Genomic DNA, 25,142 nt, shown 5'->3' with positions numbered 1-25,142 from the left:
GGTTCAGGATGCTGCGCCGGCGGCCCGGGCGGACTTCGACGAGGCCGCGGCGAAGGCCGCGACGCGGGCACGGGACTCGTCTGTCTCGAAGCGCGCGCCGATCGACGCCGCCTCGTCGGCGAGGTTGGCCTCGAACGAGCGGTCGGCGCCGACGCGGACGAGGCGCTTGGCCTGCCCGAACGCCGCCGTCGCATTGTCGAGCCAGAATCGCGCGACAGCCTCCGCGCGGGGTGCGACCTCGGCGGCGGGGACGACCTCGGCGACGAGGCCCCAGTCCAGCGCCGTCGCGGCGTCGATCGCGCGGTCCTGCAGCAGCAGCTGCAGCGCGCGGCGCTGGCCGATCGCGGCAGGCAGCAGCGTCGAGACGCCGAGGTCGGGCGTCAGGCCGATGTTGGCGTACTTGCTGACGAACTTCGCCGACTCGGAGGCCACGATGTAGTCCGCCGTCAGCATGAGGCCGAGGCCTCCCCCCGCGACGGCGCCCTGCACGGCGGCGACGATGGGCTTGTCCGAGAGGGCGAACGTGCGGATGCCGTCGTGGATCGTGTGCGCGGCGCTCGTGACGTCCGCACCCGCCGCCCCCGACTGCGCCATGGCGATGACGTCGCCGCCCGCGCAGAAGGCGGGGCCTGCGGCATCCAGGATCACGGCCCCGACCGAGTCGTCGGACGTGATCTCGTGCGCGATGTCGCGCCACAGCGCGCCCATCTCGAAGTCCATCGCGTTGAGGACGGCGGGGCGGTTGAACGTCACGCGGGCCAGGGCGCCGTCGCGCGAGACGAGGATCGAGTCGGTCATGCGTTCTCCTTGCCGGTTCGCGAGACTTCGCCTGTGTCGGCTTCGCGGGCTTCGATCAGGACAGAGGTGACGTCTCGCGGCGTTCCGAGCGTCATTTCGGGGCCATCCGGATCGCGCCGTCGAGGCGGATCGTCTCGCCGTTGAGATAGCCGTTCTCGACGATCGAGAGGACGAGCCGTGCATACTCGTCGGGGCGCCCGAGGCGCTGCGGGTAGGGCACCTGCTCGCCGAGCGAGTCCTGCGCGGCCTGTGGCAGGCCCTTCAGCATCGGGGTCTCCATGATGCCGGGGGCGATCGTCACGACCCGGATGCCGTACCGCGCAAGCTCGCGGGCGATGGGCAGCGTCATGGCGTGCACCCCGCCCTTGCTCGCGGCGTACGCAGGCTGCCCGATCTGGCCGTCGAACGCCGCGACGCTCGCCGTGTTGACGATGACGCCGCGGTCTCCGCCGGCAGTCGGCTCGGTCTTGGCGATCGCGGCGGACGCCTGCCCGATCACGTTGTAGGTGCCGACGAGGTTGATGCGGACGATCCGCTCGAAGTCCGCGACGGGCGTCGGGTTGCCCTCGCGATCGAGCACCTTCGCGGGCGGCGCGATGCCTGCGCAGTTGACCACGACGCGCAGCGGTCCCGCGGCGCTCGCCTGCGCGACCGCGGCCGCGACCTGCCCGGGGTCGGTGACGTCGGCGGGTGCGAACGAGCCGCCGAGTTCCGAGGCGACGGATGCCCCGGCAGAGCCCGGCAGGTCGACGATCGTGACGGCGGCTCCCGCTGCCGCGAGGCGTCGCGCCGTCGCGAGTCCGAGCCCGCTCGCGCCACCCGTCACGAGGGCCGATGCGCCCGAGATGTCCATGCGTTCTCCTTCGAACAGCCATCGGCCGCGCCGTGGCATCCAGTCCCAGCATAGGCGGGACTGCGTCTCATTACCTGCCGCGAGCCCGCCCCCGGCACGGGGGTCGCTTCCAGGCTAGCGGCGAGGGGTGGCGCGCGGCGAGACGGCGGAGTTGACTGAGGGAGTGGAGATCCGGCTCAAGCGCGTCTACGACGAGCCAGAACCCGGCGACGGGTTCCGCGTGCTCGTCGATCGGCTGTGGCCGCGCGGGCTCACGAAGGAGCGCGCCGCGATCGAGCTGTGGGCGAAGGAGGCCGCACCCTCGACCCAGCTGAGGCGGGCATTCCACCAGGACGGCATGGACTGGGAGACGTTCGACGCGGCCTACCGCGGCGAACTGGCGCGGGGTCCCGCCGTCGACGACCTGCGTGCGGCGATTGCCGGCAAGCCCGTCACGACGCTGCTCTACGGCGCCCAGGACGCGATCCGCAACCACGCCGAGATCCTTCGCGAGATCCTGCTCGGCGAGCCGTGACCATCCCCGTCGAGACCGTCGCGGTGCCGCCGCGCGTCCGCGCGCTCGCGCGGGGCGCCGCCCTCGAGCCCGTGTGGGCGAACGAGCTCGGCGGCCTGACCTTCCGCACGGCGGACGGCCGGCACATCAAGCACGGGCCGCGCAACGCCGAGACCTCGTTCCTCGCCGAGGCGGAGCGGCTCGCGTGGGCGGGCGCGTGGCTCACCGTGCCGCGCGTCGTCGAGGTGGGCGGCGACGAGACGCACGAGTGGCTCGTCACCGAGACGCTCCCCGGCGAATCCGCCGTGGCACCGGTGTGGATCGCGGATGCCGCGCCCGCCGTCCGCGCGATCGGCGAGGGGCTGCGCCGGCTGCACGACACGCTGCCCATCGCGGAGTGCCCCTTCGACTGGGGCGTGCGCGCGCGTGTCGCGAATGCCGCGCGCCGCGGCATCCGTCTTCCCGATCGACTCGGCAGCGCACCCGCCGTCGATCGTCTCGTCGTGTGCCACGGCGACGCGTGCAGCCCCAACACGCTCGTCGACGCGCAGGGGCGCTTTGCGGGGCACGTCGACTTCGGAGCGCTCGGCGTGGCCGACTGCTGGGCGGATCTGGCCGTGGCATTGATGAGCCTCGAGTGGAACTATGGTCCCGGATGGGAGGCCGGGTTCTTCGCCGCCTACGGCATCGCCCCTGACGCCGAGCGCATCGCCTACTACCGGGAGCTCTGGAACGCGACATGACCGCACACCGCACCGGCTCCGTCGTCATGATCGACGGCGAACCCCATCTCGTCCTGATCCGCACGTTCGGGTCGCCCGCCGAGGCCGTCTGGCAGACGTTCACGGACTCCGAGCGCCTGCGCGACTGGATCGGCTACTGGGAGGGCGATCCGACGACGGGCGCCGTCTCGTTCTTCATGACCGCCGAAGGCGATGTCGTCGAGCCCGAGCTGTACACGATCCTCGAATGCGACCGGCCCCGGCGATTCGCCGGAGAAACGGGCAGCGGCTGGCACCTGTGGTTCGAGCTGCACGAGGAGGCGGGCGTCACGACGCTGCGCTTCGGCCAGCGGATCGACGAGGGCCTCGACGTCGGGTCGATCGGCCCAGGCTGGGAGTACTACCTCGACCGCGCCCTCGAGGCGCACGAGGGACGGGATGCCGCAGCCGTCGTCTGGGACGACTACTTCCCCGCCCTGCAGGACGAGTACGCGGCGCTCACGCACTGACCGACCTCGCCCAATTCGGATCATTCCGCCGAATTCGGATGGATGTGGGCGCGACATCCGATCGGCGTCGAATGATCCGAGTTCGTGGAGGGCCGTCCCGGCCGCGGCGGGCTACGACCAGACGAATCGGAACGTGCCCGCGAGCACCGCAGCGCCGATCGCGATCGCCATGACCGCGATGCCGCCGACGACCGCGACGGCGTCGCGCCCGCTCAGGCGAGACGGCCGCGACCACGTGCGCGGGATGCCCGAGCCGAACCCCCGCGCCTCCATCGCCATCGCGAGCTTCGTGCCTCGCCGCACGGCGAAGACGAGCAGCACGAAGGCCATCGAGAAGAACCTCCGCATGGCTCCGGAGTCGCCGACGCCGCGCGCCCGGCGCGCGAGCCCCATGCTGCGCCAGTCGTCGAGGAAGAGGCCGAGCGTCCGCGTGCCCGCGAGCACGCCGAGCACGAAGCGGCTCGGCAGCTTCGCGACCTGCGCGAGCGCGTCGGCGAGCTCGGTCGGATCGGTGCGACCGAAGAGGAGGATCGTCGGCAGCGCGAGTGCGACGACGCGCAGGCTCACGGCGATCGCCAGCTCGATCGAGCCCTCACTGATCGTGGCGAATCCGAACGACCAGTAGATCGTGCCCTCGGGCTCGGCGTACAGGAGCATGCTCACCCCTGCGACGGGGGCGAACAGCGCGATGGGCGCGAGCCGCCGCAGAACCGTCAGGAGCGCGAGGCCCGTCAGCGGGACGCAGGCGAGCTGGAGCCCGATCGCGACGAGCGCGCTCGTGGCGTCGATCGAGGCGAGCAGCGGCACCGAGAGCAGCAGCGCCAGGACGACCTTCGTGACGGGGTTGACGCCGTCGAGCCACGCCGCGCGGGCGACCTGGACCTCGTCCGTCCTGGCGTTCAGGGCGGTCATCTCGGCGCTCCCGCGGGCACGGGCGCGCCGAGGTCGATGCGCAGGCCGCCGAGGTGGCGGCGGACGTCCTCGTCGTGCGTCACGGCGACGACGGTCGTGCCGGCCGCGATCTCGGACTGCAGCAGCGCGACGAGCTCGATCCAGCCGCGCCGGTCCTGCCCGAAGGTCGGCTCGTCGAGGACGATGACCGGCGGCGAATCGGCGAGCACCGTCGCGACCGAAAGCCGGCGCTTCTGGCCACCCGACAGCGTGAACGGGTTCGCCGCGGCGAGCGCGGCGAGGTGCAGGCGCTCGAGCAGCTCGTCGACGATGAGGCCGGTCGCCGCGGGGTCGACGCCGCGTGATCGCGGGCCGATCGCGAGCTCGTCGCGCACGGTCGACGCGAGGAACTGATGCTCGGGCTCCTGGAACACCGTGCCGATGCGCGTCAGCAGCTCGCGCGACCGCCAGCGCGACGGACGGCGCCCGGACGGCGCCGCGAGCGCCTCGGCGGCCCGCACCTGCCCCGCCGATTCGGGCAGGAGGCCCGCGAGCGTGAGGGCGAGCGTCGACTTGCCGGCGCCGTTGGGCCCCGTCACGACGGTCGCTGCGCCGCGCGGGATGCGCAGATCGAGCCCCGCGCGCACGATCGTGCGCGCATCGCGCGAGATCGACAGGTGGGATGCCTCGAGCGCCGCGGCTCCGTCGGCAGACGCCGAAGCGAGGACAGGCAGGTCGACGGGATGCCGCGGCACCCACACTCCCGCCGCCGCGAGCTCTGCGCCGTGCCGCGCGAAGACCTCGGCGGGCGAGCCGTCGGCGAGCAGCCCGCCGTCGGCGCCCACGACGATGACGCGGGTCATGAGATCCGCCCACACCTCGGTACGGTGCTCGATGACGACGAGCGTCGCGCCCGTCTCGGCGACGGCGCGCTCGACGCCGGCCCGCACCTCGCGGACGCCGTCGGGGTCGAGATTCGCCGTCGGCTCGTCCAGGAGCAGCACCCCCGGCCGCATCGCGAGCACCCCCGCGAGCGCGAGGCGCTGCTTCTGCCCGCCCGAGAGCGCCTTGGTCGGGCGCGTGAGCGGGACCTCGAGCCCGACGGCCTCGAGCGCCTCGGCGACGCGACGCGGGATCTCGGCGACGGGCACGCCCAGGTTCTCGCAGCCGAAAGCGACGTCGTCGCCGACCTTCGATAGCACGATGCCCGCGTCGGGATCCTGCAGCACGAGGCCGACCCGGCCGCGCTGCGCCTCGGCGCGGCGGCCGTCGATGAGCAGCGCGCCCGTCTCGTCGCCCTCGTCGGCGCCGCCGAGCAGGCCCGCCATGCCGGCGAGCAGCGTGGACTTGCCCGCCCCCGATGCGCCGAGCAGGAGCACGCGCTCCCCCGGCTCGATCGTGAACGAGACGTCGCTGACGGCGGGCGCGCGCCGGCCGGCGTAGCGCCAGCCCCAGCCCTGCGCGGTGATCCGCGCCGGGCCGGCGGCCGACATCGTCAGACCTCGCGTCGGGCTTCCCGGCCCGCCGCGAATCGGTTGAGCGCACCCGTCGCCGCGAGGCCGCGCACCGCGACCCAGCCGAGCGCGCCGGCGAGGAGGGCACCCGAGACGATGAGCGACACGAGGTAGATCAGGTTGAACTCGAGGGTCTTGAGGATGTTCGGCGAGCTGCCGTAGAACAGCTCGAACACCCACGCGCCGATCGCAGCCCCTGCCCCCGCGAGCATCGCGACGGGAAGGCCGAAGCGGCGGTAGAAGAAGAGCGCGAAGATCACTTCGGCGCCGAGGCCCTGGACGAGGCCCGAGAGCAGCGTCGAGACGCCCCACACGTTGCCGATGAGCATCGAGACGATCGCGGCGATGACCTCGACCAGCAGGGCGGCGCCGGGCTTGCGGATCACGAGGCCGCCGATGACGCCGCCGATGAGCCAGATGCCGACGGCGAGGCCGCCGAGGCCCGGGGTCAGGCCGTCCATCGCGATGAACCAGGCGTAGCCGACGGTGTTCCAGCCCCAGAAGACGAGGCCGATCGCGACGCCCAGCACGGCGGCCACGACGATGTCGACGACCCTCCAGCGGAGGCGACTCGCAGCCGGGGCCGCAGTCGTCGGGGCAGACGTGGACACGTTCATGTTTCTCCTCCCTGCGCTGGCATTATCCAGATCAGGTTCGACGGTCGAAGCGTGGGTCGCTTCCTCTCAGCCCGGCTCACCGGACTCCCGTGGTTGTGGCAGTGAGTATACCGCGGTCGCGCGAGGTACCTTTAGCGGGTGCCCCTCGCCGAAACACAGCCTCCGACGCGCCGTTCGCGGCGCGGCGAGACAGGTGAGCTGCCGGTGGACCACCCTGCCGACGCGCCCGCGTACGCGCCCGCAGGGATCCCCGTCCAGCCGACCGACCTCGTCGACGCGCCCGCCTACGGCAGCCCGGCGCCCGGCGCGATCGAGCCAGGCAAGCCCGGCAAGGCGCACAAGGAGCCCCGCCGTCCCTCGAAGGATCCCCGCATCGCGTTCGCATGGGTCGACGAAGAGGCGGTCGGGCGCACCGCCCTGGCTCCGCGCGATCTCTCGGCCGCCGCCGCCTCGTACGTCGCGGTCGGCGGCGACCTGCTCGCCCGCGCTCCACGCCGCTCGCCCTTCCGCGCCGGCGTGCTCGTGCCGATCGCGATCATCGCGGCACTCATCGGCGCCTACTCGGGCACGACGCTCCTGTGGCCCCTGCATTCCGTCGCCCCCGAGATCGAGGCCATCCAGGTCGACTCGACGCCCTCGCCCGCCGCGGCGCTCACGTGGCCCGCGCAGGGCTCGGGAGCCGTCGCCGTGTCCGGCTTCGGCGGCATGGTCGCCTCGACGCAGGATGCCGCGCCCATCGCAAGCATCACGAAGGTCGTCACGGCGCTGCTCGTGCTCGAGGAGCTGCCGCTCGCGATCGGCGAGCCCGGTCCGGACTACCGCTTCACCGCCAACGACCGCACCCGCTACTGGGGCTACCGCTCCCGCGGCGAGTCGGCGCTCGACATCCCGGTCGGCGGCGCTCTCTCGGAGTATCAGATGCTCGAGGGCATGCTCATCGGCTCGGCCAACAACTACGCCGACCGGCTCGCGAGCGGCCTCTGGCCGAGCGACGCCGTCTATGCGAGCGCGGCGCGCGCCTGGCTCGAGGCGCACGGCGTGCCGGGAGTCACGATCGTCGAGCCGACCGGCTTCGACGCGCGCAACACCGCGAGCGCGGCATCCCTCATCCCGCTCGCGCAGAAGGCGCTCGCGAACCCCGTCATCGCCGAGATCGTCGCGAAGACCGCGACCGACCTCCCGGGCGCGAGCCACGTCACCAACACGAACGGGCTGCTCGCCGACGCGGGCGTCATCGGGGTCAAGACGGGCTCGCTCGACGACTTCAACCTGCTCGCCGCGAAGGACATCATGGTCGGCGAGTCGCCGCTTCGCCTCTACGCCGCGGTGCTCGGCCAGCCCGACGACGCCGCCCGCATCGAGGCCACGCGCGCCCTCTTCGCACAGCTCGAGGCCGATCTGCAGACCGAGCCGTCCGTCGCGGCCGGCACGACGGTCGGGGTCATCGACACCCTGTGGGGCGAGCACGTCGAGGTGAAGACGGATGCCGACGCCTCGGTCGTGCTCTGGAACGGGCTTGCCGGCACCGTGTCGACGGACCTCTCACTCGGCGACGACCGCGACACGGGCGACACGGTCGGCGCGCTCACGGTCAAGGGACCGCACGGCTCGTCGACGGTCGACGTCGTGCTCGCGGGCGACATCGAGCCGCCCTCGTCGTGGTGGCGCCTCACGCACCCGCTCGAGCTCTTCGGCCTCGCCGGCTGACACGGCCCGCTGCCGCCGCGGTCGCCGGGCCTGCCCGGTCGCCGCGCCTTCACGGCCGCCGCGCCCGCCCGGTCGCCGCGCCTTCACGGCCGCCGCGCCTGCCGAGGCGTCGGACAGGCTAGACGAAGCGGACGGTGTGCTGCAGCCGCGTGCGCACGTCGAAGACCTCGTTGCCGCCGACCTCCCGCGCGCCCGTGATTCCGCGCCGCAGGACGGTCGAGAGCGCACTGCGCGACACGACGGCGACGGGGACGCCCCGGACGCGTCCGATCTCCTCGATCGGCTGCTCGAGGTCGTCGTCGGGCAGCACGATGATCGCACCGCCGAACTTCACGCGTCCCGCGCGGGCCACGGTGCGCAGCCGCGCCAGCAGGGTCGCGATGGGCGAGCCCTCGACGCCGTCGCCCCACAGCTCGCCGCGGCGCACACGCACGGGGCCGCCGAAGTCCTCCGACAGCACGCCGTAGAGCCCGCTCGGCCCGAGCACGAGGTGGTCGACCTTCTCGTCGGACTCCCGGCCCGCCGCGACGTCGTGCCACACGGTGTACCCCATGCCGAGGTCGGCGACGACGCGCGCCGTCGCCTCCTCCGCGAGCGCGTCCGCGAGCATGCGCCGCAGCTGCCGGGGCGCCGTCCGCACGAGCGCGGGATCGTAGGGGTCCTCGAGCTCCACACCTCGTCCTACCCATTCGCGCATAAGGGTGAGGTACCGCTCGCGGCGCCAGCCGCCCGGCTGCCCGTACGACCGCGCGCGCGGGCGCGTGTCGGCCTGACTCGACGGCGGACGCCAGGCCGGGGCATCCGGAGCGAACGACACGGCGGTCGCGGCACCGAACCCGTGCCCGCGGTCGTAGGAGGCACGGGCGTCGGGCGTGCCGACGAGCTCCCACGCGCGCTGCACCTGGATGAAGACGGATGCCTCGCCGCCCGTGTCGGGATGCGTCTGGCGCAGCCGCAGGCGGTACGCCTTGCGCAGCGCCTCCTCGTCGACGGTCGGCTCGACGCCGAGCACCTGGTACGCCGACGCGGAAAGCGGCGAGTCGAACATGCGGAACCCTTCAGCGCCGCTCGTTGCGACGGGCGTACGCGGCCGCGCTGCGACTGGAGAGCGCGAGAAGGATCAGCGTATCGAGCGCGGTCGTGAGAAGGCTCGTCGTGAGCGTGATCTCGAGGTCGTCGAGCCACCAGGCGGTGAACGCGGAGCAGATGGAGATGACCGCGAAGAGCATGACGACGACGCGCGGCCAGTTGAGGCCGCGCAGGATGAGGACCCCGAGCACGATGTCGAGGACGAGGATGACCGAGGCGATGCCGACGACGATCCACAGTCCCACCCCGACCGCCTCGTCGGACGTGAAGCCCTCGAGATCGATGGATGTCTCGGTCGCGACGACATTCCAGTTGAGGGCGAGCTCGCCGAGCCACAGCACCCCCACGACGACCCGCAGGAACACGAGCACGGCGCCCGCGACCGTCGTCGGCGGCCGCGTCATCTCGGGCCGGTAGCCCGGGCGCCGCAGCAGCTCGCGCGCGGGCTCGTACGCGGGGCGCTTGCCGGACGCGGCGCGCTTGGCGGCGTCGGTCACGCGACCACCCCCTCGGTGGGAAGGACGACGACGGCGCGGACGTCGACGATCGGCAGGTCGCCGTCGGTGGAGATCGAGTCGCCGCCGCCGTTGCGCGCGTGGTAGCCGGTCGCGAAGTCGCGGATGACGTCGACGGCCACCCGACTGTTGGCTGCTCGGAGGGTCTCGACGATGTGGTCGCGCTCGATGTCGGTGTCGGCGTCGATCTTGTGCGTCACCTGCAGCGTGAACAGCGACAGCCCGACGCGCCGGTCGAACGTGCCCGCGGCGAGCCATTCGACGCGGCGCCCGCCCGGCAGCAGCCAGTCGTCGGGACACTGCCAGAAGCGCACGTGATGACGCTGGGCGGGGTTGTCGTCGACGTCCTGCTGATAGGCGAAGTCCTGCTGCCGCCCGAACAGGAAGAGCGGGCTCACCGGCGCCTCGTCGTACGTGCGGCGCAGCACCGTCGAGGCGACGATCCGCCACGACGACGCGAGCGTCACGGGGTCGGCCTTCGTCCAGCCCGCCGAGACCATGGCTGCCTCGACCTGAGCCCCGGTGCCCATGAGCGCGAGGTTGACGGGGTCGCCGAGCAGTCCGTCGCTCGTGCGCGTGCGTCCGATGAAGTAGTCCGGCACGTAGATCGTCGTGAGGATGCGGTGCAGCCGCGGCAGCACGAGGTAGGCGAGCAGCACCCAGAACCCGATCGCGAACAGGAGCCCCCACCAGCCGAGGTTGAACGTCTCGGTGAGGCTCAGATACGCGAGCCACAGCGCCGCGAGCCCCGCGAAGACGAAGAAGAACCAGTCCAGCGCGACGCCGAACGACACGGAGCCGCGGCGGTTCCCGCCGTCGCCGTTCGCCCGCGCCATCCGGTCAGCCCCAGAGCGGTGTCGCCGGTGAGAATGCGAGAGCGGATGCCGCGGCATCCGGTGCCAGCTCGGCGAGCGTCGCGGGCCGCCACTTCGGAGACCGGTCCTTGTCGACCACCTGGGCGCGGATTCCCTCGGCGAGGTCGGGCTGGGTCGTCACGAACCACATGACCAGGCCGTACTCCTGCGCGAGCGCGGCGCGCAGGCTCGGCAGGGCGCGCACGCGGCGGATCGCCTCGAGCGTCACGACGAGCCCCGTCGGCGAGAGCTCTCCGAGCAGGTCGGCGGTCGCGGATGCCTCGGCCTCGGGCCGCGCCCGCAGGCGCTCGATGATCTCCACGACGCTGTCGGCCGCGAAGGCGTCGTCGATCCACTCGCGCGCCGCGACGAAGCGCGAGGGAGGCGGGGTCTCGTCGAACAGCAGCACGAGCTCGGCAGGGCTGCTCGGGTCGGCGCGCGTCTCGAGCGCGTCGCGCAGGCCGTCGAGGTTCTCGGAGGGGACGAAGTGGTCGGCGAACCCCGCGTGGAGCGCGTCCGAGCCGTTCATGACAGCGCCGGTGAGCCCGAGGAACTCGCCGAGCCGCCCCGGCGCGCGCGACAGCAGCCACGTGCCGCCGACGTCGGGCGTGAAGCCGATGCGGGTCTCGGGCATCGCGAGCTGCGAGCGCTCCGTGACGATCCGTACGGGCGCGTGACCGGCCAGCCCGATGCCGCCGCCCATCGTGATGCCGTCGGCGAGGGCGACGAACGGCTTCGGGTACTCGGCGATCCGCGCGTTGAGCGCGTACTCCTCGCGGAAGAACGTCGCGGAGTCCTCGGCGAGCCCGCCGACCGTGCGGTCGTAGAGGCCGCGCACGTCTCCGCCCGCGCAGAGCCCGCGCTCACCCGCCCCGTCGAGCAGGATCGTGTCGATGTCGGTGTCGGCCTCCCACTCGTCCAGCGCGAGGGAGATCGCCCGGATCATGTCGAGGTCGAGGGCGTTGATCGAGCGCGGCCTGTTGAGGGTCAGCCGGCCCAGCGATCCGCTCGCCCGCGCGAGCACCTTCTCCTCGGGGCCGTCCGCCGGTACGCTCACGTTGCCACGTTACCGTTCCACGAAAATGTGCGCCCCGGCCCGCGAGGACGCGGCCGGGTGGGGATTCACCTTCCCTCGTCCGAGCGCGATCTTCCGCAAAGATAGGGGGAACGGCTTCATGACGACGAGAGGGTTCGCCATGCCCGAAGGACAGGTGCTGGAATTCTCCGCGGTCACGAAGCGCTTCGGCGCCGTCACCGCCGTGGACGACTTCAGCGCGCGCGTCGAGCCCGGGCTCGTGACGGGCTTCCTCGGCCCGAACGGCGCGGGCAAGACGACGACCCTGCGCATCCTGCTCGGACTCGTGCGCGCGACCGCGGGAACCACGACGATCGGCGGCGTGCCCTACGCGAAGCTGGCGCACCCGCTGCGCTCCGTCGGCGCCGTGCTCGAGGCCTCGAGCTTCCACCCGGGCCGCTCGGCCGCCAACCATCTCAAGATCTACGCGCAGGCCGCGGGCCTGCCCGCCGCTCGCGTCGACGAGGCGCTCGGGCTCGTGGGGCTCGGCGACGTCGCGGGCCGCAAGGTCGGCGGCTACTCGCTCGGCATGCGCCAGCGCCTGGGCCTCGCCTACGCGCTCATCGGCGACCCCGGAGTGCTCGTCCTCGACGAGCCGGCCAACGGCCTCGACCCCGAGGGCATCCGGTGGATGCGCGGTCTGCTGCGCGACCTCGCGGGGCAGGGCCGGACGGTCCTGGTGTCGTCGCATCTGCTCGCCGAGGTGCAGCAGACCGTCGACTCGCTCCTGATCATCTCGGCGGGCCGCCTCGTCTTCCAGGGCGCGCTCTCGGATCTCGCGGATCCCGGCGAGTACGCGACGGTCGTCGACGCGGGCGACCGCGCGGCGCTGTCGACGGCCCTGCACGCCGCCGACGCCGACTTCGAGGTGCTGCGCTCGGGTCTCACGGTGCGGGGCCTCGACACCGCTCAGGTGGGCCGCATCGCGGCCGACGCCGGCGTCGCGCTCACGTCGCTGCAGCGCCGGGGACCCGCCCTCGAGGAGATCTTCCTCGACCTCGTCAACGGCACGCGCGTCCACGCGAGCGCGGGCGAACAGACCGAGACGGCACCGGATGCCGCTCCCCCCGCCGCGGGCGCGCCCGTCGCCGAGGAGGCGGCCGTCGCCGCGGTCGCCGGTGGCGAGGCGGCCGACGACGAGCACGCAGACGATGTCCCGGACGACGAGGGCGCCGCAGCCGGGGCCCCGGGCGGAACGCTCGCAGTCGTCGCCGCCGGCGCGGGCACAGCCCTCGTGGCGGGCGCGGTCGCGGCGGGTGTCGTCGCGGGCGGCGACGACGATGACGACGAGACCGAGCCTCTCGAGGGACCCGACATCGAGGTCGCGAGCGATGCGGAAGCGCCCGCCGGTGCGCACCCCGCGGCTGCGGCGGACGAAGACGCTGAGGCCGCCGAGGCTCTCGCGGAGGATGCCCCGCCCGCCGCGGCATTCGCGGTCGCGAGCACCGGGATCATCGACATCGTCCCCATCGCCGCGGCGGGCGACGAGGCCTCGGACGAGACCTCCGCCGAGCCGGGCGAGGCCGACGAGGACGGGAGCGACATCGAGGAGGAGTTCTTCTCGTACGACGACCCCGCGGATGCGGATGCGGATGCGCCCGCCGACGCGGAAGCTGACGGCGACGCGGACGCGCCCGCCGACGCGGAAGCCGAGGGCGATGCGGAGGGGTCCGCCGTGCCGGCCGCAGAACCGGATGCGTGGGCCGAGCCGGAGCCCGCGCCCGCGCCCGAGTCGGCGGCGGACGCCGAGGACGCCGACGACGCGGGCGATCTGCCGCCCGTCGCGGCGGAGCGGCGCGAGTGGCGAGCACCCGCGGGTTGGGCGGAGCCGGTCGAGTGGAAGGCCCCGGCCTCCTGGACCGCCGCGAACCCGATAGTCGCCGAGGACGAAGCCGCCGCCGCGAACGCGCAGGCTGCCGAGCAGTCGGACGTCGACGGCGAGCCCGAAGGCGCCGAGGCCGAGAGCGTCGAGGCGCCCGCCGAGTCGGACCGGCCGTGGGAGGACTTCGTCAAGACGGACGCCGACCGGGAAGCCGATCGCTTCTTCGCCGCGTTCGACTCCAGCGGTGCAGATGAGGCGTCGGTGCGCCCCGACGGCGAGCCCGTGACCCAGCTCGAGACGCCGTCCGCCGAGGACCTCGGCGGCGAGTCCCCCGGCTGGCATCCCCAGCCCGAGCCGCTCGCCCCCGTCGGCGAGGGCGACGAGACCGACGACCCCGGGGCGGACGAAGGCCCCGGCGGCGAGGACGCGGCCGACCGAGACGCCCAGACCGAGAGCGAAGGAGGTGAGCCGCGATGACGCTCGCAGCGACGACGCGTTCCGAGACCACCAAGCAGTTCACGACCGCCCTCTGGTGGGTGCTCGCGATCGTCCTGTTCGTCTACGTCGCGTTCACGGCCGCCGTGCTCGGGTTCGTGTTCACGGCCTCGGCGACCGGCTCGCTCCCCGGAGACGGCCCGCAGCTCCCCGCGGAGGGCCTCCCCGAGACCCTGTACAGCACGGCGACCGCGGTCGGGTACGTCTTCCCTCTGCTCATCGGCACGCTCGTCGTGACGAGCGAGTTCCGCCACAAGATCCTGACGCCGACGTTCCTCGCGACGCCGCGCCGCGCGACCGTCCTGTGGGCCAAGCTCGCCGTCGCCGTGCTGCTCGGCGTGCTTTACGGGGTCATCGGCATCCTCGGCTCGGCGGGGCCCGCCGCGGCGTTCCTCGCGGGCTCAGGGCTCGACACCGAACTCGGCTCCGCCGACACGTGGGCGCTGTTCGGACGCATGCTCCTCGCCTACGTCCTGTGGGTCTTCGTCGGTGTCGGCGTGGGCTCGCTCGTGCGCAACCAGGTCGGCGCGATCGTCGGCGTGCTCGTGTTCACGCAGTTCCTCGAGCCGGTCGCGCGGGCCGCGGCATCCTTCGTCGAAGGCCTCACGGACGTCACGAAGTACCTCCCGGGCGCTGCGAGCGACGCTCTCGTGGGTGCGAGCATCTTCGCAGCCGGCATGGGCGCCTCGGGCTCGGCGGCGGGCGACCCGCTCGAGTGGTGGGCGGGCGGCCTCGTGCTGCTCGGCTACGCCGCCGTCTTCGTCGTGCTCGGCTATCTCTTCAGCTGGCGCCGCGACGTCAGCTGACCGGCGGAGGGCGGCTCAGCCGGCGGAGGGAGCGGGCGCGGGGCTCGGAGCCTTGCGCGCACGGCTCTTCTTCGCCGGCGCCGGGACGACGGGGATGGACCCGGTCTCGGCCGCGATATCGACGACATCGGCCGCCTCGGCCGGCACGTCGAGCCGCAGCGCCTGCACGAGCGCGAGACCGTGGCGGGTCGTCACGACGACGCGCTCGAACTCGGGGTGGCCGTCGAGATCGATCACGACACCCGCGCGGTGCCGCCGGATGACGGCGAAATCCTCGCCCCCGGTCGACTTCCACGTGCCCATGGCCGTGACGCCCTTGATATACGTGCCGGGGCTGGGGATGCCGCGCAGCCACGTCCACGCATCGTCGGTGAGCTGCACCTTCGCGATGGCGCTCCGCTCGATCGCGACATTCCCCTTGCGGAATGAGAGAAGGCGCTCCGTACCCGACAGCACCACCTCGAGGTGGCTCGAGTCGAGGAGCAGGGTCACCATGCGACTAGTCTGCCAGCGACGCCCGGAAGGTGCGGCTCGGTTTGCTCACAGGACGGCAACGATCGCGTCCCGCGGCGGTCAGTGCGTGAACTCGTCCGCGGCGTCCGGCAGCGGGAACTTCGCGACGGCGTCGATGAGCGCGTCGACCGTCTGCCGGTCGGCCACGACGTCGACCGAGAGGCCCGCACGGCGGGCATCCTTGGCGGTGCGCGGTCCGATCGCGGCGATGAGCGTCGCGGGCGGGAGCTCGGGGAACTGCGAGTGCACCTGCTCGGCGACCGAGCCGCTCGTGACGAGGATCGCGTTGATGCGGCCGCTGCGGACGTCCTCGGCGATGCGGTCCGTGACCGGCACACCAACCGTGCGGTAGGCCACGACGCTGCGCACGCGGTGACCCGCTTCGCTCAGCATGCGTGTCAGGACCGGCTTCGCGATCTCACTGCGAAGGGTGAGGATGTCGCGGTGCTCCGGCTCGAGCGCCATGAGCTGCTCGGCCAGGCCGACTGCCGAGTTGTCGCGATCGGGGACGAGGTCGACCCGATAGCCGACGGCCGTGAGTGCCGCGGCCGTCGTCTCGCCCACGGCGGCGACCTTCGTGCGCGCCGGGATCGCGGCGCGGTACGAGTAGAGGACGTCGACCGTCGTCGCGCTCGTGAGCGTCAGCCAGTCGAACGCACCCGCCTCCAGATCGGAGAGCGCCTGCTCGAGCGTCGCCTGATCGTTGCTCGGGGCGAAGTTGATGAGCGGCGCGATGACGGGGATCGCACCGCGGTGACGCAGCGAGGCTGCGACGCCGTCACCCCACGGACCACCGCGCGGTACGAGCACGCGCCACCCGGCGAGGGGCTTCGCGGTGGCGTTCTGCGGTGATGCATTCATGGGGGTCGACTCTCGTGCGTGCTCGGTCAGCCGCCCCATGAAGAGCAGCCGACGGGCGTCTTGAACCCCACCAGGATCGGGGGTTTCACGCCGTCGGCAGCATCCGCACCATCGCACTGCCTCGCACCGAGCATACCCCCGCGCCGCCGTGGTGTCCGGTCCGGGTGCACGGAGCGCATGCGATCACCTCGTCAGCGCGTGTAGGAGCGGACGATCGACCACACGATCGCGCCGACCGCGGCGGCCCCCGCGAGCACTGCGGCGGAGGCCGCGACGGGGCGCTCGTGCGCGAACGCGCGGGCCTTCGTCGTGAAGCGATCGTTCGCGCGCGTGATGCGGCGCGGCACGTTGGCCTTGTCCTCGATCGCGGCGAGGGTCGCCTTGAGCTCGGCGCGCGCCCGCTCGACGGGATCGGTGAGCCCCAGCGGGACGGCGGTCCGGGGAATCGGGATCTCAGAGCTCATCGCGGACGGCCTCCACATCCTTCACGATCGATTGAACCGGGTTCTCGCTCTTGACGACCTTTCGCCAGCGCCGGTACCCGAGCAGTGCCATGATGGCCGCGCCCAGCAGGAGCGCGACGAGCACCGTCAGCGCGGCGGCCCACAGCGGCATCCACGCCGACAGCCCGATGATGATGAAGGCGCCGAGGACGGGAATCGACCAGAACAGCAGGAAAAGCGCGCCGACGATCCACCCCGAGCCGATGCCGGCGTCCTTCGAGGTGCGCCGGACCCACGCCTTGGCCGCTTCGACCTCCGCCGTGATGAGGTTGCGGATGAGTTCGGGCACCTCACCGACGAGGGTCAGCAGGCCCTCGTCGGATCGATCGCGGAAGCCGCGCGGCGTCGTCATCTCACGCCCCGCCGCGGCCTGCGTCGGGGCTCTCGTCGAACACGTCGTCCACGGCGTCCTTCACGGCCTGCGCCGTCTCGTCCGCGGCCGCCGAGACGTCGTCGGCCGAGTCCTTGCTCACTTTGATGGCGGCGTCGAGCCGCTGGCCGGGCGTGCCCTTCGAGCCCGCGGCCTTGGACAGCTTGACCGCACCGTCCCACAGCGTCGAGGGGAGGGCCATCGCGCTCGACTTCGCGAATTCCTTCGCCTTGTCGACCTGCTCCTGGACGGGGTCGAGATTCCAGACCTTGAGTGCCTGCGCCTTGATCTGCTCGTACCGTTCTCGTCCGGCACGCGAACCGAGCACGTAGCCGGCGGCGAGCCCGATGACGAGTCCAACCTTGCCTTTCATGGGCGTCTCCTCACGCTCGACGGGTGGTGCGTGCTCCCAGGTTAGCCCCGCATGCCGATTCCGGCATCTGCCCTTGACACATCGGGGTGAGCGCGGGAGCGATCACGGCTGCGGTGAACTCCACAGCGCCGTGCGGCGCAGGGCGTCGGCGACCTCGACGGCATCCGGGACGATCTGCGCCAGCCCCGAGCCCGCGAGCCACGCCCCGACGAGCGACAGTCCTCCGACGGCTTCGACGGCACCGCGGACGGCGTGGGCGGCCTCCGCATGGCCGAGCGTGGACGCCGGACGAGGCGGCTCGAACCGCACGCGAGCGGCGCCGCGCACGTCGGCAAGAGGCACGCCGAGCAGAGCGGATGCCTCATCCCGCGCGAGCTGCGCGGCCGCTGCGTCGTCGAGGGCGGCCGTGGCGGCGGGCACACCGGCCGTGCCGAACGAGACGCGCAGGACGTGGACGCCCGGCTCGACGAGCGCTGCGACCGACGGCCAGCGCACGGTCGAGTCGGTGACGGCGCTCGCCTTCGCGGTGCCCGCAATGGGGTACACCGCCGCGCCCCGCGGTGCTGCGTCGAGCGCGGGCTCATGGACGACGAGGGTCACGACCTCGATGGGATGGTGCGGCGCGAGAGGGGCGTCGAGGGCGGGGGCGACGGGCGCCAGGAGCCGGCGCGCCTCGCCTTCCGGCGTCGCGACGACGACGTGCGCGGCCGGATCGAGCGCGGCATCCCCGTCCACTGCGACCTGCCAGCGGCCGTCCTCCTGCCGCTCGAGGCCCTGCACGCGCACTCCGAGGCGGATCTCGGCTCCCAGCTCGACGAGCCGGGTCTCGGCGGCGTCGACGAGGCGCCGCATCCCTCCCCTGATGCTCTCGAGCGCGATCGTCGCACTGCGGTCGACGAGCAGGTCGGCGACGGCTCCGCTCAGCGAGCCCGTGCGCGTGAGGGCCGTGCTGAGGCCGGGTGCGACAGCCTCGACGTCGACGTCGTCGGGGTGCGTGCCGTAGACGCCGAGGCTCACGGGCGCGACGAGCCGGTCGAGCACGGCATCGCCCATGCGCGAGCGCACGAGCGTGCCGAGGCTGCGCTGCTTGCCGATCGTGAGCGGTGGGCGCATCCGGTCGAGGAAGGCGCGCCACGCGCCGTTCCAGCCGATGATGCGCCGGACGTTCTCGTCCCACGCGTTCGCGGGGATGCCCGCGACGGTCGCGTCGGGAAGCGGCGCGGCTCCCGACGGCAGACCCGTGATCCAGACCGCCGCGTCTGCCGCGGGCACGAGGTCGGCGCCGAGACCGAGCTCGACGGCAAGCGCGTGCACGGCGCCGCCGCGCGTCGAGAATCCTTCGACCGCGGCATCCAGTTCGAGCCCACCGACCTCGACGGCGCTCATCGTGCCGCCGAGACGATCGGCTGCCTCGAGGACCGTGACGCGGAGGCCGACCTTGGCGCATTCGAGGGCGGCGACGAGGCCCGCGATCCCGCCGCCGATGACGACGATGTGCTGCTCCTGCGCGGCGGCCGCGATCGCGTCGAGCTCGTTGTCGTCTGCCGGCTCGGTCATGCATCCATCCTCCCATCCGCCCTTGTCGGCATCCGCTCGCGCTCATCACGGTCGCTGGGCCCGCCGACGCGTGACGCGCGCTGAGGCGAGTGCGAGACTGGCGGCATGACGCTCCACATCACGGGGGACGCCGACGCGGACCGCCTGCTCACCGACGATCCGCTCGCACTCCTGATCGGCATGCTCCTTGACCAGCAGGTCGCGATGGAGGTCGCCTTCTCGGGGCCGCTCAAGATCGCGCAGCGGGTCGGATCGGTGGATGCCGCGACCCTCGCCGGCTACGACGCCGACGCCCTCGTCGAGGCGTTCCGGCTGACGCCCTCGGTGCACCGGTATCCCGGGTCGATGGCGGGGCGCGTCCAGAGCCTGTGCGCCGCGCTCGAGGAGGAATGGGACGGTGACGCCGCAGCGCTGTGGACGCGCGGCGAGCCGGACGGCCCCGAGGTGCTCCGGCGACTCAAGAAGCTCCCCGGCTTCGGCGAGCAGAAGGCGAAGATCTTCCTCGCGCTGCTCGGCAAGCAGTACGGCTTCACGGGCGCCGGCTGGCGCGAGGCATCCGCTCCCTACGGCGACGAGGGCACCTACCGCAGCGTCGCCGACATCGTCTCGGCCGACAGCCTCGCGAAGGTGCGCGAGCACAAGCGGGCGATGAAGGCCGCCGCCAAGACGAGCTCGGGCGGAGGCGGGGTCTGATGAAGAAGACCGGAGGAAGCGTCGCCTCGTTCATCGCGGGCGTCACGCCCGCCAAGCGCCGGCGGGATGCCGAGACGATGCTCGCCCTCATGTCGGAGCTGACGGGCCGCGACCCCGAGCTGTGGGGCACGATCGTCGGGTTCGGGTCATGCCACTACCGCTACCCGACCGGCACGGAGGGTGACATGCCCGTCGTCGCCTTCTCGCCGCGGAAGGACTCGACGACCGTGTACCTCGATCGGACCGACGCGCACACGGACGAGCTGGCACAGCTGGGCCCGCACACGACGGGCGTGAGCTGCCTGTACATCAAGGACCTCGAGGCCGTCGACCACGACGTGCTGCGCCGCGTCATCACGGCCTCGGAAGCGTTCGCCCGCTCGGGCGGCGACGACTACGCGCAGATCACGATCACCGACTGACGCGGGCGCTGGTCTCCTCCGCCGATCCCGGCGACCGGGCTGGGAGTCGGGAGCGAACACGGACGGATGCCGCGGGCGGGCCGGGCAGCCCTATCGTTGACCCGTGCGGCTGAGGTTCTTCGGCGGGCTCCACGCGGACGGCCCCGCGGGTGAGACGCTCGTCGTCCACGGTCGCGGGCAGCAGGCGCTCCTCTTCCGCCTCGCGGTCGACGCCGGCACCGCCGTCGCGTACCGCCCGCTCGCCGAGGACGTCTGGCCCGACGATCCCCCCGAGGACCCGCGTGCGTCGCTGCAGTCGCTCGCATCCCGTCTGCGCCGCTCGGTCGGGGCGGGCGCCGTCGAGTCGACGCCGGGAGGCTACCGACTCGCGATGACCCGGGCCGACGTCGACATCACGCGCTTCCAGGACCTCGTCGCCACGGCGCGCACCGAGAACGACCCCGGAGCGGCAGCCGCGCACGCCCGCGAAGCGCTCGCCCTCTGGAGCGGCGACCCGTGGACTCCAGGACCCGAGTTCGACTGGGCCGTGCGCGACCTGCTCGAAGACCGCGCGCACGCCGAGCGGATCGCGCGAGGTGCGCCCGCAGAGGTCCGCGCCGTGACGCAGATCGTCCCCGCGCCGCTGACGCCGCTCGTCGGCCGCCACCGCGAGCTCGCGACGATCGGCGCCCAGCTGAGCTCGGAGCGTCTCGTGACCCTCATCGGTCCGGGCGGCGCCGGCAAGACGACCCTCGCGCTCGAGACCGCCCGAGCGTGGGGCGACGCGACAGTCGTCGTCGAGCTCGCCCCCGCGGCGCCCGGCGAAGTCTGGACGGCCGTCGCGGCGGCGGCGGGGCGCAGCATCCGTCTCGGTGACACGTCGGCGACGCCGACAGCCGTCTCACCGCGTCAGCGCGCCCTCGAGGCGCTCGCGGGCCGGCCCGTCCTCATCGTCCTCGACAACTGCGAGCACCTCTCGGCCGAGGCGGCGGGCGTCGCGCTCGCGCTCCTGCAGGCGACTCCCGCGGCGCGCATCCTCGCGACGAGCCGTGAGCCGCTCGGCGTCGCGGGCGAGGGCTTCGTCGATCTGGGCCCCCTGCCCGCAGAGGATGCCGTCGAGCTGTTCTCGCGGCGCGTCCGCGCGGCGCGAGGCGAGGCGCCCGCGGCGGACGAGACCGACGCCGTCGCTCGCATCGTCCGGCGCCTGGACGGCCTGCCGCTCGCCCTCGAGCTCGCCGCAGCCCGCGCCCGCACGCTGACGCTCGCGGAGATCGACGCGGGGCTCGACGACCGCTTCGCGCTGCTCGGGTCGGGCCCGCGCACGTCCGAGGCGCGCCATCAGACGCTGCGAGCGCTCATCGACTGGAGCTGGGAGACCCTCACGGCGTCCGAGCGCGAAGCGCTGCTCGCGGCATCCGTCTTCCCCGACGGCATCACGGCGAGTGATGCGGCAGCCGTCGCGCGTCGATTCGAGACGGATGCCGCGGCCTTCGACCAGCTCGTCGACCGGTCGCTGCTGCGCCGCGGCGACGGCGGGTTCCGCATGCTCGAGACGGTGCGCGAGTACGGGCTCGACCTGCTTCGCTCGGGCGGACGCGAAGCGGAGTTCCGCGCCCGGCAGGCCGAGGCGATCGCGGAGCTCGCGCTCACGCAGGACGCACTGCTGCGCGGACCCGGCGTGCGAAGAGGGCTCGCGTGGTTCGACGCCAACGAGGAGAACCTCTCGGCAGCGCTCCGCGCGTGCGTCGACCAGGGCCTCACCGCGACGGGCCTGGCACTCGTCCGCGCGAGCCTGTGGGGGTGGCTCATGCGCGAGCGGTTCGAGCAGCTGCAGGCGGGTGTCGAGGCCTTCGCCGCGCCGGATGCCCCACTCGATTCCGAGGCCGCCGTCGTCGTCAACGGCGTCGCTGTCGTGTTCGGGAGCGTCCAGGCGGCGCTCGGTCGCGCGGCCGACACGGACTTCGAGGGTGTCGCCGCGCTCTCCGCCGCCGTCGAGCGCCACCACGCGCGCATGACGGATGCCGCCGCGCGGCATCCGTCCGAACTCACCGCCGCGATCCCGCCGCTGCTCGCGGGAGCCGGCGAGGCCCTCGCGCACTTCGAGGGCCAGTTCAACTGGTCGCGCGCCTTCCTCCTGCCCGATGCGGCACCCGGCTCTCCGCCGTGGACGACCGCGCTCCTGTCGATGATCCGCTCGGCGCTCGCGCAGAACGGCGGCGACGTCGAGACGCTCGGGATCGAGAGCGAGAAGGCGCTCGCACGGTTCCGCGACCTCGGCGACCCGTGGGGCATCGCATTCGCGAGCCAGATGCGCTCGGAGTGGCTCGTGCTGCAGGGCCGGCTGACCGAGGCGCTCGAGGTGTCCGACTCGTCGGCCGAGGGCCTCGAGGGCCTGACCTCCGTGACGGATCTGCTGCAGCAGAAGTCGCAGGCCATCGGGATCCTCGTGCGACTCGGGCGCATCGACGAGGCGCGCGGCCGCGTCGTCGAGACCGATGCCCTCGCGCGCGCCGACGGGTCCGACCGCGCGCTCGCACAGGCCCGCATGAACGCCGCGACGCTCGAGATCGCGATGGGCGACGGCGAGGCCGCGCTGCGGCTGCTCGACGACGTCGCGGAGGGCTTCGCGGCGAGCTTCCCCGATCAGATCACGGCGTGGTCGCACTCCAAGCGCGCACAGGCCCTGCTGCTGACGGGCCGCGTCGACGAAGCCGCCGTCGCGGTGGCCGCAGCTCTGCCCGTCGCGCGCCGCAGCGGCGATCTGCCGATCCTCGCGGACGCCGTCCTGAGCCTCGCGGGATGGCTCGCGGGCACGGGACGGGATGCTGCGTCCCGGGAGGCGCTCGACCTGGCCGACGCATTCCGCGGGGGTGTCGACGCCGCGGACCCCTTCCACCGCTGGGTCGCAGAGCGGGCCGCACCCGCTTCGGAGGCCCCGCTCGCGCCGGCGCTCGACGAACTCGACCGCCTCGCCGGGCTGCTGCCCCCCACCTAGCGCGCGCGGACGCGCACGGGTCGGCGCAGCACCGTCGAAACCGCACGAACGACCGACCCTCGTGGTGAGGACCGGTCATTCGTGCGGTTAGGGCAGGCCGGAAGGGCCGGGCGTCAGGCTTTGCGCATGTACGCCCGCACGGTCAGGGGTGCGAAGACCAGCACGACGACCGCGGCGCCGATGAGGGTCGCGATGACGTCGGCTCCGGCATCCGTCCCCATCGTCAGGGCCCGGGCCGCCGACACGAGGTGGGAGACGGGGTTGATCGACGCGAACCACGCGAGTGCCGGCGGCAGCGTGTCGATCGGGACGTAGGCGTTCGAGAGGAACGTCAGGGGGAACAGGATGAGGAACGAGATGCCCTGGACGGATGCCGCGGTGCGGGCGATCACGCCGAAGAAGGCGAAGATCCAGCTGAGGGCCCACGATGCTCCGATCACGAGGAGTCCCGCCGCGACCACGCCGCCGAGACCCGCCGCGGGCCGGTAGCCCATGATGAACCCCGTCGCGAAGGTGAGGGTCGTCGCGATCGCGTAGCGGAGGGTGTCGGCCAGGAGCGCCCCCGCCAGCGGGGCGACGCGCGCGATCGGCAGCGAACGGAACCGGTCGAAGACGCCCTTCTCCGTGTCCTCCCGCAGCTGGACGCCCGTCACGACCGAGGTCGTGATGACGGTCTGCACGAGGATGCCGGGCAGGAGGAACGGCAGGTACGTCTCGACGCTGCCGGCGATCGCGCCCCCGAAGATGTAGGCGAACATCACGGTGAAGATGATCGGCTGGATCGTCACGTCGATGAGCTGCTCGGGCGTGCGGCGGATCTTGATGAGCCCGCGGCCCGCCATCGTGAGCGAGTTGCGGACGGACTGCCCGACGCTCACGCGGTTCTTGAGCGGGAGGGACGGGGTCAGGATTGCGGTGGTCATGCGCGGCTCCCTTCGAGAGCGGCCTCGGGCTGCTCGGAGTCGACGACTCCGTGGCCCGTCAGGGTGAGGAAGACCTCGTCGAGCGTCGGCTTCTGGACGCTCAGCTCGGCGAGACGGATGCCGGACTCCCGCAGCGTGACGAGGAGGTCGGTCACGAGGTCGGGGTCCTGCATGGGGGCGGTGAGGCGCGTCGCTTCGGGAGAGACGGTCGCCGGGACGTCGAGCACGCGCTCGACGGCGATGCGCACATCGTCGAGGTCGGCCGGATCGGCGGGCCGCAGCTGCAGGCTCGACGTGCCGATCGACCCCTTGAGGTCATCCGGCGTGCCCTCGGCGACGACTCTTCCGGTGTCGATGACGGCGATGCGATCCGCGAGCTGGTCGGCCTCGTCGAGGTACTGCGTCGTCAGCAGGACCGTCGAGCCCTCGGCGACGAGACGGCGGATCGTCTCCCACATCTGCGCGCGCGTGCGGGGGTCGAGGCCCGTCGTGGGCTCGTCGAGGAAGATGAGCGGCGGGTGGGCGATGAGCGACGCCGCGAGGTCGAGGCGTCGGCGCATGCCGCCCGAGAAGTTCTTGAGCGGGCGCTTCGCGGCCTCGGTGAGGCCGAACTCCTCGAGCAGTGAGGCGGCCTTGCGGCGCGACTCGGTGCGCGAGAGTCCGAGCAGGCGTGAGAAGAGGACGAGGTTCTCGGTGGCCGAGAGCGTCTCGTCGACCGAGGCGTACTGGCCCGTCACGCCGACGAGCTGGCGCACGACCTGCGCTTCGCGCTCGACGTCGTGGCCGAAGATCTCGGCGCGGCCGCCGTCGGGGCGCAGGAGCGTCGCGAGCATGCTGATGGTCGTGGTCTTGCCCGCGCCGTTGGGGCCGAGCACGCCGTAGACGGTGCCGGCCTCGACGCGGAGGTCGACGCCGTCGACCGCGCGGTTGTCACCGAAGACCTTGACGAGCCCTTCGGCCCGGACGGCGAGTGTGGATGAGTTCATGGGGATGCCTTTCTCTGAACGGCTTCCCCCAGGGTGCTCGCGCACCGCTGTCACACCGCTGTCGCGGCATCCGTCCCGCTGTCATCCCGCTGTCACGGACGCCCGGCCGAAGAGGCGGATGCGCGAAGCCATGGTCGGCGGGTCGGCACGCGCGTACCCTGAGAGCCGTCCGCACGGCCAGACGCACCCGCGCCGGGTGGAAGGAGC

26 protein-coding genes and 1 riboswitch are annotated in these 25,142 nt (G+C 72.8%); of the genes, 9 read left to right on the top strand and 17 right to left on the bottom strand.

Annotated elements, in window-relative coordinates; all coding sequences use genetic code 11:
• Positions 1-3 precede the first annotated feature (3 nt).
• Together MJ607_RS09710 and MJ607_RS09705 are read right to left on the bottom strand one after the other, a co-directional pair.
• The gene (locus MJ607_RS09710; RefSeq protein ID WP_243075388.1) at positions 4-798 is read right to left on the bottom strand and encodes an enoyl-CoA hydratase/isomerase family protein; all 795 of its coding nucleotides are present in this window, start codon (positions 796-798) and stop codon (positions 4-6) included.
• 91 nt (positions 799-889) lie between these two features.
• Positions 890-1,651, bottom strand: coding sequence for an SDR family NAD(P)-dependent oxidoreductase (locus MJ607_RS09705; protein WP_243075387.1), 762 nt, complete (start codon positions 1,649-1,651; stop codon positions 890-892).
• A gap of 163 nt (positions 1,652-1,814) precedes the next feature.
• Between MJ607_RS09705 and MJ607_RS09700 the strand changes: the two genes are divergently transcribed.
• From MJ607_RS09700 to MJ607_RS09690, 3 genes are read left to right on the top strand one after another with little or no spacing between them, the layout of a single operon-like run.
• Complete coding sequence (locus MJ607_RS09700) at positions 1,815-2,165, top strand: DUF488 domain-containing protein (RefSeq protein ID WP_243075386.1); 351 nt, start codon at positions 1,815-1,817, stop codon at positions 2,163-2,165.
• Positions 2,162-2,887: an aminoglycoside 3'-phosphotransferase gene (locus MJ607_RS09695; RefSeq protein ID WP_243075385.1), complete on the top strand. Its 726-nt coding sequence runs from the start codon at positions 2,162-2,164 to the stop codon at positions 2,885-2,887. Before MJ607_RS09700 ends, MJ607_RS09695 begins: the two co-directional genes overlap by 4 nt.
• Complete coding sequence (locus tag MJ607_RS09690) at positions 2,884-3,375, top strand: SRPBCC domain-containing protein (RefSeq protein WP_243075384.1); 492 nt, start codon at positions 2,884-2,886, stop codon at positions 3,373-3,375. Before MJ607_RS09695 ends, MJ607_RS09690 begins: the two co-directional genes overlap by 4 nt.
• 111 nt (positions 3,376-3,486) lie before the next feature.
• On the opposite strand, the gene MJ607_RS09685 is transcribed toward MJ607_RS09690, so the two are convergent.
• The 3 genes from MJ607_RS09685 to MJ607_RS09675 all read right to left on the bottom strand — a co-directional run bounded on the left by MJ607_RS09685 (position 3,487) and on the right by MJ607_RS09675 (position 6,397).
• The gene (locus MJ607_RS09685) at positions 3,487-4,287 is read right to left on the bottom strand and encodes an energy-coupling factor transporter transmembrane protein EcfT (RefSeq protein ID WP_243075383.1); all 801 of its coding nucleotides are present in this window, start codon (positions 4,285-4,287) and stop codon (positions 3,487-3,489) included.
• The gene (locus tag MJ607_RS09680) at positions 4,284-5,759 is read right to left on the bottom strand and encodes an ABC transporter ATP-binding protein (protein WP_243075382.1); all 1,476 of its coding nucleotides are present in this window, start codon (positions 5,757-5,759) and stop codon (positions 4,284-4,286) included. The genes MJ607_RS09685 and MJ607_RS09680 overlap by 4 nt, the downstream gene beginning before the upstream one ends.
• A gap of 2 nt (positions 5,760-5,761) precedes the next feature.
• A complete protein-coding gene (locus tag MJ607_RS09675; RefSeq protein ID WP_243075381.1) occupies positions 5,762-6,397 on the bottom strand; it encodes an ECF transporter S component in 636 nt (211 codons plus the stop codon).
• A riboswitch (TPP riboswitch) is annotated at positions 6,389-6,498 on the bottom strand. (Overlaps the previous gene by 9 nt.)
• A 103-nt stretch (positions 6,499-6,601) precedes the next feature.
• On the opposite strand from MJ607_RS09675, the gene MJ607_RS09670 reads away from it, so the two are divergent.
• Entirely contained in the window at positions 6,602-8,104 is a 1,503-nt protein-coding gene (locus MJ607_RS09670) for a D-alanyl-D-alanine carboxypeptidase family protein (RefSeq protein WP_243075380.1), read from the top strand.
• Between the two features lie 118 nt (positions 8,105-8,222).
• Here MJ607_RS09670 and MJ607_RS09665 read toward each other — a convergent pair whose 3' ends face one another.
• Genes MJ607_RS09665 through MJ607_RS09650 form a run of 4 tightly spaced genes read right to left on the bottom strand, consistent with a single transcriptional unit; the run spans position 8,223 to position 11,619 of the window.
• Entirely contained in the window at positions 8,223-9,152 is a 930-nt protein-coding gene (locus MJ607_RS09665; protein WP_243075379.1) for a J domain-containing protein, read from the bottom strand.
• 10 nt (positions 9,153-9,162) lie between these two features.
• Positions 9,163-9,690 carry a hypothetical protein gene (locus MJ607_RS09660; protein ID WP_243075378.1) on the bottom strand — a complete coding sequence of 176 codons (528 nt, stop codon included), beginning with the start codon at positions 9,688-9,690 and terminating at the stop codon, positions 9,163-9,165.
• On the bottom strand, positions 9,687-10,544 hold the full coding sequence (locus tag MJ607_RS09655; RefSeq protein ID WP_243075377.1) for an LssY C-terminal domain-containing protein: 858 nt from the start codon (positions 10,542-10,544) through the stop codon (positions 9,687-9,689). Before MJ607_RS09655 ends, MJ607_RS09660 begins: the two co-directional genes overlap by 4 nt.
• Positions 10,545-10,548: 4 nt before the next feature.
• Positions 10,549-11,619, bottom strand: a complete 1,071-nt coding sequence (locus MJ607_RS09650; protein WP_243075376.1) for an enoyl-CoA hydratase/isomerase family protein — start codon at positions 11,617-11,619, stop codon at positions 10,549-10,551.
• A gap of 139 nt (positions 11,620-11,758) precedes the next feature.
• On the opposite strand from MJ607_RS09650, the gene MJ607_RS09645 reads away from it, so the two are divergent.
• Together MJ607_RS09645 and MJ607_RS09640 are read left to right on the top strand one after the other, a co-directional pair.
• Positions 11,759-13,936: an ABC transporter ATP-binding protein gene (locus tag MJ607_RS09645; RefSeq protein ID WP_243075375.1), complete on the top strand. Its 2,178-nt coding sequence runs from the start codon at positions 11,759-11,761 to the stop codon at positions 13,934-13,936.
• The gene (locus MJ607_RS09640) at positions 13,933-14,760 is read left to right on the top strand and encodes an ABC transporter permease (RefSeq protein ID WP_243075374.1); all 828 of its coding nucleotides are present in this window, start codon (positions 13,933-13,935) and stop codon (positions 14,758-14,760) included. Before MJ607_RS09645 ends, MJ607_RS09640 begins: the two co-directional genes overlap by 4 nt.
• Before the next feature lie 15 nt (positions 14,761-14,775).
• Here the strand turns inward: MJ607_RS09640 and MJ607_RS09635 are convergent, their stop codons facing one another.
• The 6 genes from MJ607_RS09635 to MJ607_RS09610 form a co-directional block, all read right to left on the bottom strand.
• Positions 14,776-15,255, bottom strand: coding sequence for a hypothetical protein (locus MJ607_RS09635; RefSeq protein ID WP_243075373.1), 480 nt, complete (start codon positions 15,253-15,255; stop codon positions 14,776-14,778).
• A gap of 78 nt (positions 15,256-15,333) precedes the next feature.
• On the bottom strand, positions 15,334-16,134 hold the full coding sequence (locus tag MJ607_RS09630; RefSeq protein WP_243075372.1) for a uroporphyrinogen-III synthase: 801 nt from the start codon (positions 16,132-16,134) through the stop codon (positions 15,334-15,336).
• A gap of 191 nt (positions 16,135-16,325) precedes the next feature.
• Positions 16,326-16,598: a hypothetical protein gene (locus MJ607_RS09625; RefSeq protein ID WP_243075371.1), complete on the bottom strand. Its 273-nt coding sequence runs from the start codon at positions 16,596-16,598 to the stop codon at positions 16,326-16,328.
• A complete protein-coding gene (locus MJ607_RS09620; protein ID WP_243075370.1) occupies positions 16,588-16,989 on the bottom strand; it encodes a phage holin family protein in 402 nt (133 codons plus the stop codon). Before MJ607_RS09620 ends, MJ607_RS09625 begins: the two co-directional genes overlap by 11 nt.
• A gap of 1 nt (position 16,990) precedes the next feature.
• Positions 16,991-17,380, bottom strand: a complete 390-nt coding sequence (locus tag MJ607_RS09615; protein ID WP_243075369.1) for a hypothetical protein — start codon at positions 17,378-17,380, stop codon at positions 16,991-16,993.
• A gap of 102 nt (positions 17,381-17,482) precedes the next feature.
• Entirely contained in the window at positions 17,483-18,937 is a 1,455-nt protein-coding gene (locus MJ607_RS09610; RefSeq protein ID WP_243075368.1) for an NAD(P)/FAD-dependent oxidoreductase, read from the bottom strand.
• A gap of 105 nt (positions 18,938-19,042) precedes the next feature.
• Here MJ607_RS09610 and MJ607_RS09605 point away from each other — a divergent pair, with 105 nt between their 5' ends.
• The 3 genes from MJ607_RS09605 to MJ607_RS09595 all read left to right on the top strand — a co-directional run bounded on the left by MJ607_RS09605 (position 19,043) and on the right by MJ607_RS09595 (position 23,026).
• Entirely contained in the window at positions 19,043-19,630 is a 588-nt protein-coding gene (locus MJ607_RS09605; protein WP_243075367.1) for an HhH-GPD-type base excision DNA repair protein, read from the top strand.
• Complete coding sequence (locus MJ607_RS09600; protein ID WP_243075366.1) at positions 19,630-20,052, top strand: DUF1801 domain-containing protein; 423 nt, start codon at positions 19,630-19,632, stop codon at positions 20,050-20,052. The genes MJ607_RS09605 and MJ607_RS09600 overlap by 1 nt, the downstream gene beginning before the upstream one ends.
• Before the next feature lie 103 nt (positions 20,053-20,155).
• Entirely contained in the window at positions 20,156-23,026 is a 2,871-nt protein-coding gene (locus MJ607_RS09595) for an ATPase (RefSeq protein WP_243075365.1), read from the top strand.
• A gap of 113 nt (positions 23,027-23,139) precedes the next feature.
• Here the strand turns inward: MJ607_RS09595 and MJ607_RS09590 are convergent, their stop codons facing one another.
• The gene (locus MJ607_RS09590; protein WP_243075364.1) at positions 23,140-23,949 is read right to left on the bottom strand and encodes an ABC transporter permease; all 810 of its coding nucleotides are present in this window, start codon (positions 23,947-23,949) and stop codon (positions 23,140-23,142) included.
• Positions 23,946-24,935 carry an ATP-binding cassette domain-containing protein gene (locus tag MJ607_RS09585; RefSeq protein WP_243075363.1) on the bottom strand — a complete coding sequence of 330 codons (990 nt, stop codon included), beginning with the start codon at positions 24,933-24,935 and terminating at the stop codon, positions 23,946-23,948. Before MJ607_RS09585 ends, MJ607_RS09590 begins: the two co-directional genes overlap by 4 nt.
• Positions 24,936-25,142 lie beyond the last annotated feature (207 nt).

It is taken from the genome of Microbacterium sp. SS28 (assembly GCF_022761035.1).
Taxonomy (GTDB): Bacteria; Actinomycetota; Actinomycetes; order Actinomycetales; family Microbacteriaceae; genus Microbacterium.
This window is presented reverse-complemented; position numbering and strand designations above follow the sequence as displayed.